At 38.0% G+C, this 13,331-nt stretch carries 13 protein-coding genes; 5 read left to right on the top strand and 8 right to left on the bottom strand.

What is annotated here, in order from left to right; translation table 11 throughout:
* Positions 1-98 precede the first annotated feature (98 nt).
* The 6 genes from AMS59_RS10185 to AMS59_RS10165 all read right to left on the bottom strand — a co-directional run bounded on the left by AMS59_RS10185 (position 99) and on the right by AMS59_RS10165 (position 5,101).
* The gene (locus AMS59_RS10185; RefSeq protein WP_053483618.1) at positions 99-953 is read right to left on the bottom strand and encodes an IS30 family transposase; all 855 of its coding nucleotides are present in this window, start codon (positions 951-953) and stop codon (positions 99-101) included.
* Between the two features lie 360 nt (positions 954-1,313).
* Positions 1,314-1,862, bottom strand: coding sequence for a GNAT family N-acetyltransferase (locus AMS59_RS10180; RefSeq protein ID WP_053483617.1), 549 nt, complete (start codon positions 1,860-1,862; stop codon positions 1,314-1,316).
* A gap of 275 nt (positions 1,863-2,137) precedes the next feature.
* Positions 2,138-2,926 (bottom strand): putative protein N(5)-glutamine methyltransferase, encoded by a 789-nt coding sequence (locus AMS59_RS10175; protein ID WP_053483648.1) that lies wholly within the window; start codon positions 2,924-2,926, stop codon positions 2,138-2,140.
* A gap of 385 nt (positions 2,927-3,311) precedes the next feature.
* A complete protein-coding gene (locus AMS59_RS26210) occupies positions 3,312-3,761 on the bottom strand; it encodes a GNAT family N-acetyltransferase (protein ID WP_234007723.1) in 450 nt (149 codons plus the stop codon).
* Between the two features lie 6 nt (positions 3,762-3,767).
* A complete protein-coding gene (locus AMS59_RS26205) occupies positions 3,768-4,025 on the bottom strand; it encodes a hypothetical protein (protein WP_234007722.1) in 258 nt (85 codons plus the stop codon).
* Positions 4,026-4,390: 365 nt separating this feature from the next.
* On the bottom strand, positions 4,391-5,101 hold the full coding sequence (locus AMS59_RS10165) for a hypothetical protein (RefSeq protein WP_053483616.1): 711 nt from the start codon (positions 5,099-5,101) through the stop codon (positions 4,391-4,393).
* Positions 5,102-5,350: 249 nt separating this feature from the next.
* Between AMS59_RS10165 and AMS59_RS10160 the strand changes: the two genes are divergently transcribed.
* Both AMS59_RS10160 and AMS59_RS10155 read left to right on the top strand, forming a co-directional pair.
* The gene (locus AMS59_RS10160) at positions 5,351-6,532 is read left to right on the top strand and encodes a PDZ domain-containing protein (RefSeq protein WP_053483615.1); all 1,182 of its coding nucleotides are present in this window, start codon (positions 5,351-5,353) and stop codon (positions 6,530-6,532) included.
* On the top strand, positions 6,532-6,768 hold the full coding sequence (locus AMS59_RS10155; RefSeq protein WP_053483614.1) for a DUF2198 family protein: 237 nt from the start codon (positions 6,532-6,534) through the stop codon (positions 6,766-6,768). The genes AMS59_RS10160 and AMS59_RS10155 overlap by 1 nt, the downstream gene beginning before the upstream one ends.
* A gap of 57 nt (positions 6,769-6,825) precedes the next feature.
* Here the strand turns inward: AMS59_RS10155 and AMS59_RS10150 are convergent, their stop codons facing one another.
* Together AMS59_RS10150 and AMS59_RS10145 are read right to left on the bottom strand one after the other, a co-directional pair.
* On the bottom strand, positions 6,826-7,152 hold the full coding sequence (locus AMS59_RS10150; RefSeq protein ID WP_053483613.1) for an AzlD domain-containing protein: 327 nt from the start codon (positions 7,150-7,152) through the stop codon (positions 6,826-6,828).
* Positions 7,149-7,880, bottom strand: a complete 732-nt coding sequence (locus AMS59_RS10145) for an AzlC family ABC transporter permease (RefSeq protein WP_053483612.1) — start codon at positions 7,878-7,880, stop codon at positions 7,149-7,151. The genes AMS59_RS10150 and AMS59_RS10145 overlap by 4 nt, the downstream gene beginning before the upstream one ends.
* 124 nt (positions 7,881-8,004) lie before the next feature.
* Between AMS59_RS10145 and AMS59_RS10140 the strand changes: the two genes are divergently transcribed.
* From AMS59_RS10140 to addB, 3 genes are all read left to right on the top strand, one after another.
* Positions 8,005-8,556 carry a helix-turn-helix domain-containing protein gene (locus AMS59_RS10140; protein ID WP_053483611.1) on the top strand — a complete coding sequence of 184 codons (552 nt, stop codon included), beginning with the start codon at positions 8,005-8,007 and terminating at the stop codon, positions 8,554-8,556.
* A gap of 11 nt (positions 8,557-8,567) precedes the next feature.
* Positions 8,568-9,197: a TVP38/TMEM64 family protein gene (locus AMS59_RS10135; protein WP_053483610.1), complete on the top strand. Its 630-nt coding sequence runs from the start codon at positions 8,568-8,570 to the stop codon at positions 9,195-9,197.
* A 624-nt stretch (positions 9,198-9,821) separates the two neighbouring features.
* On the top strand, positions 9,822-13,331 hold the full coding sequence (gene addB, locus AMS59_RS10125) for a helicase-exonuclease AddAB subunit AddB (protein WP_053483608.1): 3,510 nt from the start codon (positions 9,822-9,824) through the stop codon (positions 13,329-13,331).

Raw genomic sequence — 13,331 nt, 5'->3', positions numbered from 1 at the left:
TAAGCTCTTTAGCGCCGATGGTAGTTGGGGGCTTCCCCCTGTGAGAGTAGGACGTCGCTAGGCACCTGAAAAAGTCGGGGATTTATTCCTCGGCTTTTTTATTTGTGATTTTTCGTAAATTGCAATATCAAGTTAGCCACTTTTTTTGATACATCCATGTCCGTATATGTTCCTCGCTCCCATGATGAGAAGGGATGTGTGAAGTAAATTCCCATCAACTTTTGGAACTTTTCTGCAAGCTCTGAAAACTCACTCCCATTATCTGCCGTAATGGATTTGAATAATTTAGGTGCTAACTCCCCAAAATTCTTTAGGATAGTTTCAACCGCATAGTTCACAGAATCCGCATCCTTACCGTCCATTTTGAAAATAAACTCTCGACGCGTTTTCCGTTCAATCAGTGTTAATAAAACATCGTCTTCTTTGTCTTTTCTGCCGATCACTGAATCGATTTCAAAATGACCAAATTCTTCTCGTGTTTCAATGTGCTGTGGGCGTTTTTCAATACTTTCACCTAAGCATTTTTTATTTTTTCTACCCTTAGGTACTGCCTTTGTTTTACGCGATGTCTTGGAAACTAAGTCTGAATTTCTAGTTTTCAATAACCCAAGATCTATATATGCATAAAGAGTTTTTGCGCAAACCATTTCTTCGCGACGAAACTTGTCATCAAGCAGCGTACGACCAATAACGACGTCTGGAGACCACTTCGTTTCCTTCATTAATTGATCGGCGTATTCTAGAAAAGCCGATACTCGCTTCACTTTCAAGGAGTTACGAGAACGAGCAACGTTTCGTTCAGTAATCGCTTGACCGGTTGCAGCGAAGTACTTTGTCGTATAGATTCGTTTACCATTTACTATCTTCACTTGAGTGGTAGTTCCACGCTTGATTTCGTTATATTTATTGGCGCGACAAACACCTAATTTACGTGCAATCTCAGCTTTCGACAAATTCCCTTCATCTATGTAAGCCTCTAACTTTCCACGTTGAATTTCAGTAAGTCTTGGTTTCTTTTATGTTACGCTTGGTTTGCATCAAATCGAAAGATCTCCTTTGTATATTGGTTGTGTAGGAACTCCAATAATACACGATTTTTCCGATTTGATGTATTTTTATATCAAGTGTCTAATCTGATTTTACAATTCCCATTTGTGAATTTTTAGTAAGTTAACCCAAATAATACTATGAAAATGGTTACGGTTCCTGCCAACTATCTAGTAGAAGGTTGAGAAATGAGGAGTTTTATCGTAAAAGTCATAGACGAAGGAGCAAAATATCAAGACATCATCGTTCTTGTCTACTTAATAAGCTTACTTTGCGTTTATAAAGTAAACTAGATGATCAGTCCATTGGTCGTCCTCGTATATGAATCCTTTCCTCGTGCATTCATAAACCATTCCAACACCTTCTGCTAACTTTATAGATGCTATATTATCAACGTTTATGTGAGCTTCTATTCGATGATAATTTAATTTTTCAAACGCTAGATCAATGGCTGCTTTTACAGCCTCTTTACCATAACCTTGTCTCCAAAAGTGGTTATGAATTGTATATCCGAACCTGGCCCATTGAAATTCTTCCCTCATAATTGTCGAAAAGTCTATAAAGCCAATATGAGTATTATCTACTTCTCTAAACACTCCAAATACATATACCTTGTCATCCTCAGCCATCTGATGATGTTTAGTAACTAAATCTCGAAACCATTCTTTCGTACAGATGCTCATATCTAATTTACCTTCATCGTATTTATGTTGAGAAGGTAAACGATTTTCATATTGAGTAAGCCAAGAAGAATAATCGCCCTCTTCTATTAATCGAATAACTAATCTTTCTGTTTCAGTTCTTATCTTATTCAATCGAACACCTCATCTAGAAATACTTCCTATTATTATATAGTATATTCGATATAAGGAAATTTTCTCCTTCTTATTCAACAAACTACTCTGTTAGCTATCTATGAAGCGCAAAAATAAGCACTTCACCATAGAAAATGAAAGATGATTAAGTTCTTTCATGGGAGTTCAATAAGAAAAAAAGAGCTGCCTAGGCAACTCAATGATCTTTAAGTAAAGCACCCCTTTAGTTGAACAAGGATTTGAGGTTAATTTCAAATTTACGTGTCATCGGTAGTTTAAGGATTTATTCCAATAACAACTGTTGCATCTAATTTATCATCCCTAGCTATTTTGGTAATTAGGCCAACATTAGCAAAAATTTCTGAAGTTTGAGTAGCCTGAATTTCACTCGTCTCTATCAATAGATGTCCTCCAGGAACAAGCCAGTCAGAAGCCTTTTCTGCTACCTTTCTCTGAAGTTCTAGTCCATCAGACCCACCATCAAGCGCAACTTTTGGTTCATATAAACGTGCTTCTTGGGGAAGCAGTTTTATTGAATCAGTAGGAACGTAAGGTGCGTTAGCCACTATGATGTTCACTCGACCTCTCAATGAATCGGATAATGCTTCATATAAGTCACCTTGATAAACGTGACCACCAATCTTAGTTATGTTACGGGAAGTACATCGTACAGCAACGGGGTCAATATCAACAGAGTGTAATAAAATCTTTTTAAGGTCGCTTGCAATTGCAGCACCAATAGCACCAGACCCGCAGCATAAATCCAAAACAATATCATATGGGCGGATTAAAACTTTTGCTTGCTGAACTAGAAACTCCGTACGTCGACGTGGTATAAAAACTCCTCGTTCTACTTCTATTCGTAGCCCACAAAACTTCGTAAACCCAAGTACGTATTCAAGTGGTAAACCATTTACTCGTTGTTCTACCATTTTCATTAAATCCTCTATACTTCTTGCCTCAGAGATAAGTAACTGTGTTTCTTCTTCAGCGAAGACACAACCCTCACTCTGCAGTCTGTTGATTATGCTTCTTTCAGTTTTATTATCTAAAAATAAATTGATTTTCTGCGCTATTAATCTCACCGCTTTCTTTATCACAGCTATTTATCTTTTTATTCTAGAAATAATATAAATATCCTTCTTCATACAGATAGGTAAGCCTTTGAAATTATCGCCAGCTTTTCCCCCTGTCCACACCGTACGCGCGACTTTCATAGCATACGGCGTTCCAACTAATCCATTTCAATTAATCATCAACACTTCTGATATCAAAATACCTTCTATGTCTCAATTCTTCCGTTTCAATAAGTCGGTGCCTCCCTTGGAAGGTGAACCTCTTTTAGTCTCACGAGAACCTATTTAGGAATGAATTTATTTGTTTAGTAAAATAAGTGTGGGATATTCGTGTATTATTGTTACGATTTTTGCTTTTTTATATCAGGGGTTCTTAATATTGTAAAGAAATTACTGTATTTTTATTTTGAATGCATCCGTTTGAAGCCATTATATTTCTCATTGGAATATTATCAACTTGAGTCATCCCTAAATAAGACATAGCTTTAAATTCATTTTTCAATCTGTATAATCCTAGTGAATGTAAGTTCTTTCCCAACCCTGTCCCCAGAAAATTAGGATGCATGCCTATCCAAAAAATGCGTCCTTCATTATCTGTATTTGGTTCTATATGAGGAAAAACTACACCAACAGGTTCATTGTTAATTTTATAAACTGTAAACATTTCCTTTACTTGTGACGGGAGTTCGGTACTCATGCCAGTTAAAAACTTCTCTGCAGCAATGAAACTTGTACCCATCACTTCAGATAAAAATAAGATAGAGTTATTCTCAGAAAATGACCATATTTCAAATTCAGGTATTGAAACATTTAATGGTGTCATTAAAGATCACTTATATATAACCCTTTCACCGATTATTTCCATTTTAGTCCTAGTACAATTTAAGCTATCTAAAAGAATTTTAGGACACTCAAACCTAACTTCTTTCAGTTTACTACTTTGTAATTTATCTAAAAGTTCATTTATAAGCACATCTATTTCAGAAGCAAGATGAAGTCTATTCTCTAAAATTTCTAAAATAATTACACTATCACTTTTTAAGTAATTTACGCCAACTCTTTGTAAGTGTTGAAGCAGTTTATCCACGAATTTTTCACCTCATTATATTTATAAAATTACAGGTGTGTTGATTAACCATTTTTATACATCCAAGAGGCTGATTTCCGCTACGGGCTACTCGCTTTCCTGCGGGCGAGCGTCGAGCCGCTTCCTCCGCTTCGCTCCGTGCAGGGTCTCGTCTGTCTCGCTTTCCCGCGGGAGTCGAGTAGCCCTACGCTACAATCAGTTAAAATGGAAATATATTAGCAAAGTGGTAACGGAAAAATCCTTTTATCGCTCATTAATAAACTCATTTTTTCCTAATCAACACGCCTGATAAAATTATCCACTTTTCATTAATTTCCTTCTTCCGAAACGTCTTTGATAGCACAATATTAAAAATAGCTACTTCTTCAATTACTATTTGATACTTCATAGTTAATAACTTCCTTTATCTTATCGTTGCCAATTGCTCCAAAATGGAATGTATTAGAATCGCTCCAATAAAGCTGCCTAAATGAAACACCATTTTTAAGTTCAATCTCCAAAAATATACGTGTACCTTCTAGCTTACCTTCATCAATTAATGACTGTACATCTTCTAATTTTAATTCATAAAATGCGGCTAGGAATGTAGCTTTAGAAGATTGTGAGAATGTGTGAATTCTCTTTCCATCTTCAGTGCTTTCAAAATAGATATTTTTCACCAACTTATCCATAGGGTAAAGTTCTCCTGCTGTTTTTGCCTTTTTATTTGTGCTGGCTACATAAACATCATCATTTGCAGCAATAATCAAGGAAGTTGGATATCCTTTTATTTCAGAAATAATTGTTCCTTCTTTTAAATATGCCGCATCGCCATTTTGCATCTTGTGATTACTACATGCACTGTCAGCCATTTTATATGTCACTTTACCAAGTTCTTTACCTTTTTCAATCGTTATAGGAAGATCTTCATTTGCAGGCTCTGGAAAATGATGCTCGTACTTTATATCATTAATCATCAGCACATCCACCCATTCAATTTCTGCATCAGGACACCCTTTAAGAAAAGTGAAGTTACTGCAAGAAGATATCAACAAAGCAAATACAGAAATAAATATCATATTTTTAAGAACTTTCAACATAACACCTCCTAGTTATTAGACACTTATCACAAATTTAAGTTACGACTAAAACGAGAATATTCAGATTTATTTTTCAGGGATGGTAATCGACACACGTGCAATGTTTTAAATTAAAATCTGTGATATCTGCTGAATACGATAAAAAAATAAGAATAGAAAGCTTTCTACTAGATTGTACTACGCAAGAGTGTAGTCGTTTGATACAATGAAATCATAGTATTCAAGATAGAAACGGCGGGTGTTCGTATGGTTAGTGATATATTAATAGAAATTGTAACAGCGATTGGCCGCTTTTTAATCAACCCATTAATGTATATCGCAATTTTATTTGCGGTTTTATTAGGTTATAGTCGTGTAAAGCAGGAGCGTAAGTTTTTTAATAGACGTATTATTTGGGGTTGGACAGAGCTAATTGGTCAATGGAAATATGGTTGGCTAAATGCCCTCCTCATTTCACTAATAAGTGTTGGTTTAGGTTTAACAGTGCCTAAAGTTTTTTTAATGATTTTAATCGCTATTTCTGTGTTGGCACTAGTATTGTTCTTCATTAATGCACTTTCACCTATTTATACGATGGGGCTTGCAACACTTGCAATGTGGTTGATGTACCATTACAATTGGACATTTTCTTGGTGGAAAATCTCTTTAGAAGGTGTAAATTTATTAAATGGTTCCATTGTAACGATTACGATTTTAGCAGGTCTATGTGTAATTGCTGAGGGCATATTAATTCGTCGAACAGCAATGAAGGTAACGACACCGCGAGTTGAAAAGACGAAGCGAGGTATGCAGGCAATTGTCTATCGTTCAAGAAATGTATGGGTATTGCCAATTTTCTTTGTAATACCTGGTAATGTTATTCCGGTTGATTTTCCATATTGGCCACAATTTACATTAGGAGAGAGTACCTTTGCACTCGTACTATTTCCACTTGTTATAGGCTTTTCAAAGCTTACTAGAAAAGAATTACCGGCTTTGAGATTGGCTAAAATCGGCCGATCCGTGCTAATACTTGGGCAGTTAATTTTAATTGGTGGACTCGCAGCAGCCTTGGAGCCGTTCATTGGCTTTATCATGTTGGCAATTGGTGTAGTGATTCGTATCATTATTTCAATCTTCTATGCACTGCAAGATAAAACGGACATTTATGCGGTAGCACCAAGTTCAAAGGGCGCTATTATTGCGGCAGTCTTACCTGATTCACCAGCTGAAAAAATGGGCTTACTGGCAGGGGAATGTATTCGCAAAGTAAACGGTCAAGCCATTTTTACTGAAAATGATTTATATGAGGCTTTGCAATTAAATGCTGCTCATTGTCGTCTAGAAGTAGTAGATCGTAACAATGAAATACGCTTAACACAGCATGTTATATATAGCAATGATCATTATCGTATAGGATTATTACTAGCTGAGCCGAGGGATATATGATGGATGTTTTCGGGAAAATGATGTTAGCGTTATTTTTACCAGCATTACTCGTATTATTGTTTACTAGAATTACGTTTAATCGGTATGTTGCATTAATATTGGCAATTGCGCTTATTGCGGCCTCTGTCTATGCAGGTCATACTTCGCCACCTGTTCTATTCGTAATCGATGCCTTTTCGTTAACAGTGGGCTTTTGGCTAGCAAGTAAAATGAAAAAAAACAAAGATACTGTTTAAATGAATATAAAAGGTCAGTCCAAAGTGATAGCTTTCTCACTTTTAAGACTGACCTTTTCACATGAAAAATCTTACGGCTGCCATAATGATAACCCCTGCTACAACTGTAATAGATAAGCTTTTGGTAACAAGTGCAATCATAAGTGTTGGCACAAATGTAATAAATACAGGCCAATTGAGTGTAACAATTTTTCCGTTGTCTGTATCCAATAAGTTTTCGATGACAAGAGCACTTAAAATACAAACTGGGATAAAGCTTAGCCATTTTAATACAACCTCTGGTAGCTGCACATTTCGGACGAATATAAAAGGAATAACACGTGGTAGCCAGGTTACAAGTGCACAGCCAATGATGAGCCATACCATAGTAGCAGTTGTCGTCATTTATCTGTCACCACCCCAATAGTTGCTACAATAACTGTTGAAAGAAGAACAGCTACATGCGAAGGTACAATATAAGAAAGACCATACATAATGACAACCATATAGCCGATTAACATAAGATAATGTATGATTTTACTTTTACCTACACTGCTAAGCTGGAGAACAAGAAGTGCCACAAACATAGCAATCAATGCGAAATCTAAGCCCCATTTTTCAGGGTTTGCTACCCATTGACCTAAATATGCGCCAGCTACACAAGAAAGAATCCAAAATGAGTAAGCCGTTATATTCAGCCCATCCATCCATTTGCCATGTAGCTTACCGGTTTGCATTTGCTTTGTAACAGCTACACCAAATGTTTCGTCCGTCAATAATGTGCCGAAACCAACATTTCTTAGTATAGAATAGTGTGTAAAATGAGGAGCTACTGTTAAACTCATTAATAGATGGCGTAGATTTACAACAAAAATGGTTACAATAATAGCAGAAGCAGGGGTATTTGTTAAAAGAAGTGCACAAAAGATAAATTGTGCGGAGCCTGCATAGATGAGTATAGTTAAAAGCGCAATTTCGAGTACAGATAATCCTGAAGCGGAACCTACAACACCGAAAGCGAGTCCTATGCTAATATAACCGAGTAAAGTGGGAACACAATCTTTAACGCCTTGTAAAAAGCTATCATCTGGCGTGTTTGTTGTTTCATTCTGAAAATCTGTTGTACTTGTCATAAAAAGATCGTCCTTTCTTAAAAGTTTCCATGTATACTAATGATGGAATAGTCTGATAGTTCTTATTGTTTATTAAAGTATACATTTGTCTGTTAAAATAAACAATAGAAATTGGTGAATAAAAATGGAGCAAATGAGTCGAAATTTAGCATTTCAATTAAAGAAAATCCGCCAACAACGTCATTTAAGCTTAGACGATGTTGCCAAAGCTACAGGGGTAAGTAAAGCGCAACTTGCACAAATTGAAAAAGGGGAAGCAAATCCTACAGTATCAACGATTTGGAAAATTGCTGCGGGAATGCGCACTTCATTTTCTTCGTTATTACAATCACCGACAGCACACTACATGAAATATAGTAGTAAGGATGCGCCACGTGTAGATGAAGATGAGGGGCGATATCGTGTGTACTCCATTATTCCTTATAATCCAGATCGTGGCTGGGAACTCTATAGGGTTGAAATGGAGCCTGGTGCTTTCAGTAGAAGTGAAGCCCACACAGAAGGGGTAGAGGAAACTGTGACTGTAATCCAAGGGCAGGCCATTATTTCTGCTGGGGAGATGCATGAATTACTAGAAGAAGGGGATACACTAGTATTCTCAGGACATCAGCCACATGAGTATAAAAATACTTCGGAAAAGTTAACGATTTTACATTTAATTTTGCAATATAAATAGAGGTGTCGATTTTGAATGAATGGTTTACTGTAGAAAATATTGAGCATATTGCGGCACAATATCGAACGCTTGGCCCGATCATTGGTTTATTTTTAACGTTTATAGAGGCGTTTTTTCCATTTTTACCTTTGGTCGTGTTCGTTGTCGCAAATGCGAGCGCATTTGGTTTATGGTTAGGTTTTTTATTATCCTGGCTAGGATCTGTAGCTGGTTCATATGCAGTATTTTTACTTGTCCGACATTTTGGCAAGCATCCAAAGCTTAGATTTGTAACGGGCAGTAAAAAAGTAGAGAAGCTAATTAAATGGGTAGATATGAATGGTATTAGTCCTCTGTTCGTGTTACTTTGTTTTCCTTTTACACCCTCAGTCGTTGTAAACATTGTAGCGGGGCTATCTCATATTCATAAAAAGTATTATTTTGTGGTGTTATTGGCTGGAAAGTTCGTTATGATTTTAGGAATGAGCTTCCTTGGTTACGATTTAAAGTCGCTCCTAACAAGCCCTGTAAAACTGACTATTGCGGCTGTTGCGATTGTCTTGCTTTGGTGGGTTGGCAAGTTTATGGAGAAACGATTAAATGCACGTGTAGAGAAAGACTTAAAACATGCGCGAAAATTGACGAAAAATCATCAACGTTGAAAGTTGAATATGCACATCTTACCCCTTTTATCATGTAAAATGAGAGAAGGGGTTTTTTATCTTCATTCATAAAGGTAAGGCAATGCAATGCTCGAGTAACGTGGAGCAGCGCTTAGATAAAATATTAAAATGCACAGTTAGTACAGCAAAACGCTCGGGGGAACCATCAAAGTGATCAGGTCCAAGTGAAAACTGCTCAGGTAGACTGGCGAAGTGATCGGGTCAAGGAGAAAACTGCTCAGGTGGGGTCGAAAAGTGATCGGGTTCAAGTGAAAACTGCTCAGGTGGAATCGAAAAGTGATCGGGTTCAAGTGAAAACTGCTCAGGTAGGGTCGAAAAGTGATCGGGTCCAAGCGAAAACTGCTCAGGTAGGGTTGCAAAGTGATCGGGTTCAAGTGAAAACTGCTCAGGTGGAATCGAAAAGTGATCGGGTCAAGGAGAAAACTGCTCAGGTAGACTGGCAAAGTGATCGGGTCCAATAGAAAACTGCTCAGGTAGACTGGAAAAGTGATCGGGTCAAAGGAAACCTGCTCAGGTAGACCAGCAAAGTGATCAGGTGTTCCGGACGCAATTAAGCCGAGGCAAAATTGATATAGATTATTATTAACAGGAGGAGAAAAGTACATGACATTGCGTATTGTATCAGGACGTTCAGGGACGGGTAAATCAACGTTTATTCATCAAGAGATTGTCGAGCAACTAAAATCAGATCCGTTAGGTCATCCAATTTTTGTAATTGTGCCTGACCAAATGTCTTATTCAACGGAGTATGAGCTTACGAATAAGCATGGCTTGCAAGGCTTAATCCGTGCGCAGGTCATGACATTTAAACGGTTAGCATGGCTAGTATTACAGGAAACGGGTGGTATTGCTCGAAAAGAAGTAAATGGCTATGGCTATCGAATGCTTATCCGCAAACTTTTAGAGGAACAAAAAAGTGAGTTTTCGTTATTTCGACAAGCAGCTGGGAAACGAGGCTTTACGGAGGAAATTGAAACGCTATTACGAGAGTTTAGTCGTTATAGCGTAAACAGTTCAGTGTTAGCTGAAGTAACGGCATCTTTGCAGGCCATTGATGCGCCTAATACATTGCAAGCGAAGACGAATGATTTACAAGTAGTTTTACAAGCTTTGGAGGAACGACTTGGCACGACATATGTCGATAGTGAGGGGTATTATCCGATTTTAACCGAGCAACTAAAATACTCTGAGACGATGAAGCAGGCGTCCATTTATATAGATGGGTTTACAGCATTTACTGTAAGAGAATTAGAGCTTGTAAAAGAGTTATTGAAGGTGACAAAACAGGTAACGGTAGTTCTTCCCTTTGATCATATCGACGAAGTTTATGATGAGCAGTCTCTATTCCATGAAGCCGCTTCAACGAACCAACGTTTACACGATATTGCAAATGAAGAAGGTATTGAAGTTGAAGCACCATTGCACTTCTACAATACGCATCGTTTTCAATCTATCGATTTACAACATATGGAAGCTAGATTTGCTGATATGGTGCCTCAAACGAAAGAAACATCAGGTGATGTAATGGTGCTAGAAGCATCAAATCGACGTGCAGAGATACACGCCATTGCCCGGGAAATAACAAAGCTGACAAGAGAGAAGGGGTATCGTTATCAAGATATAGTACTTCTTTATAGACAAGCAGAAGTCTATGACCCGCTCATTTCAACAATTTTCCAGCAATATGAAATTCCTATTTTTACAAATACGAAAAAGACGATGCTGCATCATCCTTTAATTGAACTTAGTCGATCTGCTTTAGAGGTTATTACTTCTAATTGGAAATATGAACCGGTTTTTCGTAGTGTAAAAACAGATCTATTTTTCCCGTTACATGCTGAATTAAATGTTTGGCGAGAGCGTGCGGATCGTTTAGAAAACTACTGTTTAGCACAGGGCGTCTTTGGTGAGCGCTGGTTTGAGGAAGCTCGATGGTTTTTCAAAAAGTATCGTGGACTTGAATTCCATTCACGCGTGCAAACAGACGAAGAACGAGCTATGCAGGCAGAAATCGAGGCCATTCGCGACGAAATTCGTCAGCCGCTTAAATCATTACAGGACAAGCTGGGAGTGGCGACAACAGGTAGAGATGTAGCGACTGCTTTATTTGAGTTGATTGAGAGTTTAAATGTTTATGAAAAACTTCAAGCAATGAAAGACCGTGAACTTGATCGAGGGGATGCATTAGCTGCCAGTGAGCATGATCAAGCGTGGAAAGAATGGATTGCAGTGCTCGATCAGTTTGTTTATATGTTTGGTGAGCAGGAGATGTCCGTGGAGGAAGCGGCAAAAATTTTAGATGAGGGCTTTGATACATTAGAATTTTCGCGTATCCCGCCTACATTAGATGAGGTCATGGTAGCGACAGTTGATTTAGCTCGTTTATCGAATATAAAAGTCGCTTTTGTTTTAGGGATGAATGATGGAGTCTATCCAACTCGTATGGATTATGAGGGATTGCTATCAGATACCGAACGTGAATGGTTTAATCAAATTGGTTATGAGCTTGCGCCAACATCTAAAAATCGTTTACTGCAGGAAAATTTCTTGCTATATCGTGCTTTAACGACGCCTTCCGATAAATTATATATGTCCTATCCAACGGCGGACGAAGAGGGTAAGGCGCTATTGTCCTCACTCTATATAAAGAAAATAATCGGCAATGATAAAACGGCTGGCCTTTTGAGTGGTGTCAAAGTTGAGCGAGTCGTCATTGATCCAATTGAATTACTGGATGAAAGTGCTTTACCGTATATACGCCATCCACGTACAGCTTTAGCACATTTAATGGTGCAAAAACGCCAAGCTGAACATAGCCGAGAGCTTGCGCCAGAGTGGCTTGCTTTACAGAAATTTTATCAACAGGACCCTTATTGGGCACTTATTTATGAACGAGTTTTACATCCAATTACGCATAAAAATGAGGCAGAGCCATTAGAAAACTACATCACTCAGGAATTATATGGCCAAAAGCTAACATCTAGTGTGTCTCGTATTGAGAAATATTTCCGTTGTCCGTTTTCGCATTTTACGACGTACGGGCTTCATCTAGAAGAACGTGCAGAGTACAGACTAGAAACATTTGCAATGGGCGATTTATTCCATGAGGCATTGAAATGGATAACTGAAGAGACACACCGTCTGCAACTATCATGGATACGTTTAACAAAGCAGCAAATTAAACAATTAGCACGCCAAGCCGTTGAGCAAATTGTGCCGGTATTTTCACATCAAATCTTACTGTCAAGTGCACGTTATCGCTACATTCAACGTAAGCTTATTCGTATTGTCGAGCGAACAATGACGGCACTTACACAGCATGCGAATGTATCTCACTTTAAACCAATTGCCATTGAGGCATCATTTGGACCGGGGCAAAATGAACAGCTACCTCCACTTGAAATTGATTTAACAGGTGGTCAGAAAATGTTTATGCGAGGTCGTATTGATAGGGTGGATAGTGCTTCTATTGATGACCGCTCTTATTTACGGATCGTCGATTATAAATCATCAGCTCGTGATTTAGATTTGAATGAGGTTTACCATGGATTGTCTCTACAGGTCCTAACGTATTTAGATGTGGCGATGGAAAATGCTTCTTACTGGCTACCAGGTGAAGCGGAACCAGCCGGGGTTCTTTATGTACATGTCCACAATCCAATGCTAAAGCTTGATAAGGATTTAAGCGACAGCGAAATTGAGGAAGACCGTTTAAAACAATACAAAATGAAAGGTCTTTTATCCGAAAATGCAGAGGCCATTTTATCGATGGACGAGCAATTAGAGGAATCGAGTGGGCATTCAAAAATTATTCCTGTCTATATGAAGAAAGATGGGACACCGTCAGAATCTCAGTCACGGATCGTACCTGTAAATGATATGAAAAATCTACAGCATTTTGTACGGCGCAAGCATCAAGAGGCTGGTAACGGAATTTTAGCAGGGGATACCTCTATTAGTCCGTATAAACTGAAATCAAAAACAGCCTGTGACTATTGTCAATTTACAGCTGTTTGTCAATTTGACCCATCTGATGGCAAGCAAAGCTACCGTCAGTTACAGCAAGCAAAACCGAATGATATCGTTGAGATAATTCGGAAGGAGATGAAGTAA

Source organism: Lysinibacillus sp. FJAT-14745, assembly GCF_001275675.1.
In the GTDB taxonomy this organism is placed as follows: domain Bacteria; phylum Bacillota; class Bacilli; order Bacillales_A; family Planococcaceae; genus Lysinibacillus.
The sequence above is the reverse complement of the archived record's forward strand: the minus strand, read 5'-3'. Positions and strand labels throughout refer to the sequence as shown.

Bases quoted from the DNA above. Each gene is read 5' to 3' on its own strand.
- AMS59_RS10155 (WP_053483614.1), top strand. From the start codon at position 6,532: ATGGATGTTTTCGGGAAAATGATGTTAGCGTTATTTTTACCAGCATTA.
- AMS59_RS10160 (WP_053483615.1), top strand. From the start codon at position 5,351: ATGGTTAGTGATATATTAATAGAAATTGTAACAGCGATTGGCCGCTTT.
- AMS59_RS10140 (WP_053483611.1), top strand. From the start codon at position 8,005: ATGGAGCAAATGAGTCGAAATTTAGCATTTCAATTAAAGAAAATCCGC.
- AMS59_RS10145 (WP_053483612.1), bottom strand. From the start codon at position 7,880: ATGACAAGTACAACAGATTTTCAGAATGAAACAACAAACACGCCAGAT.
- addB (WP_053483608.1), top strand. From the start codon at position 9,822: ATGACATTGCGTATTGTATCAGGACGTTCAGGGACGGGTAAATCAACG.
- AMS59_RS10150 (WP_053483613.1), bottom strand. From the start codon at position 7,152: ATGACGACAACTGCTACTATGGTATGGCTCATCATTGGCTGTGCACTT.
- AMS59_RS26210 (WP_234007723.1), bottom strand. From the start codon at position 3,761: ATGACACCATTAAATGTTTCAATACCTGAATTTGAAATATGGTCATTT.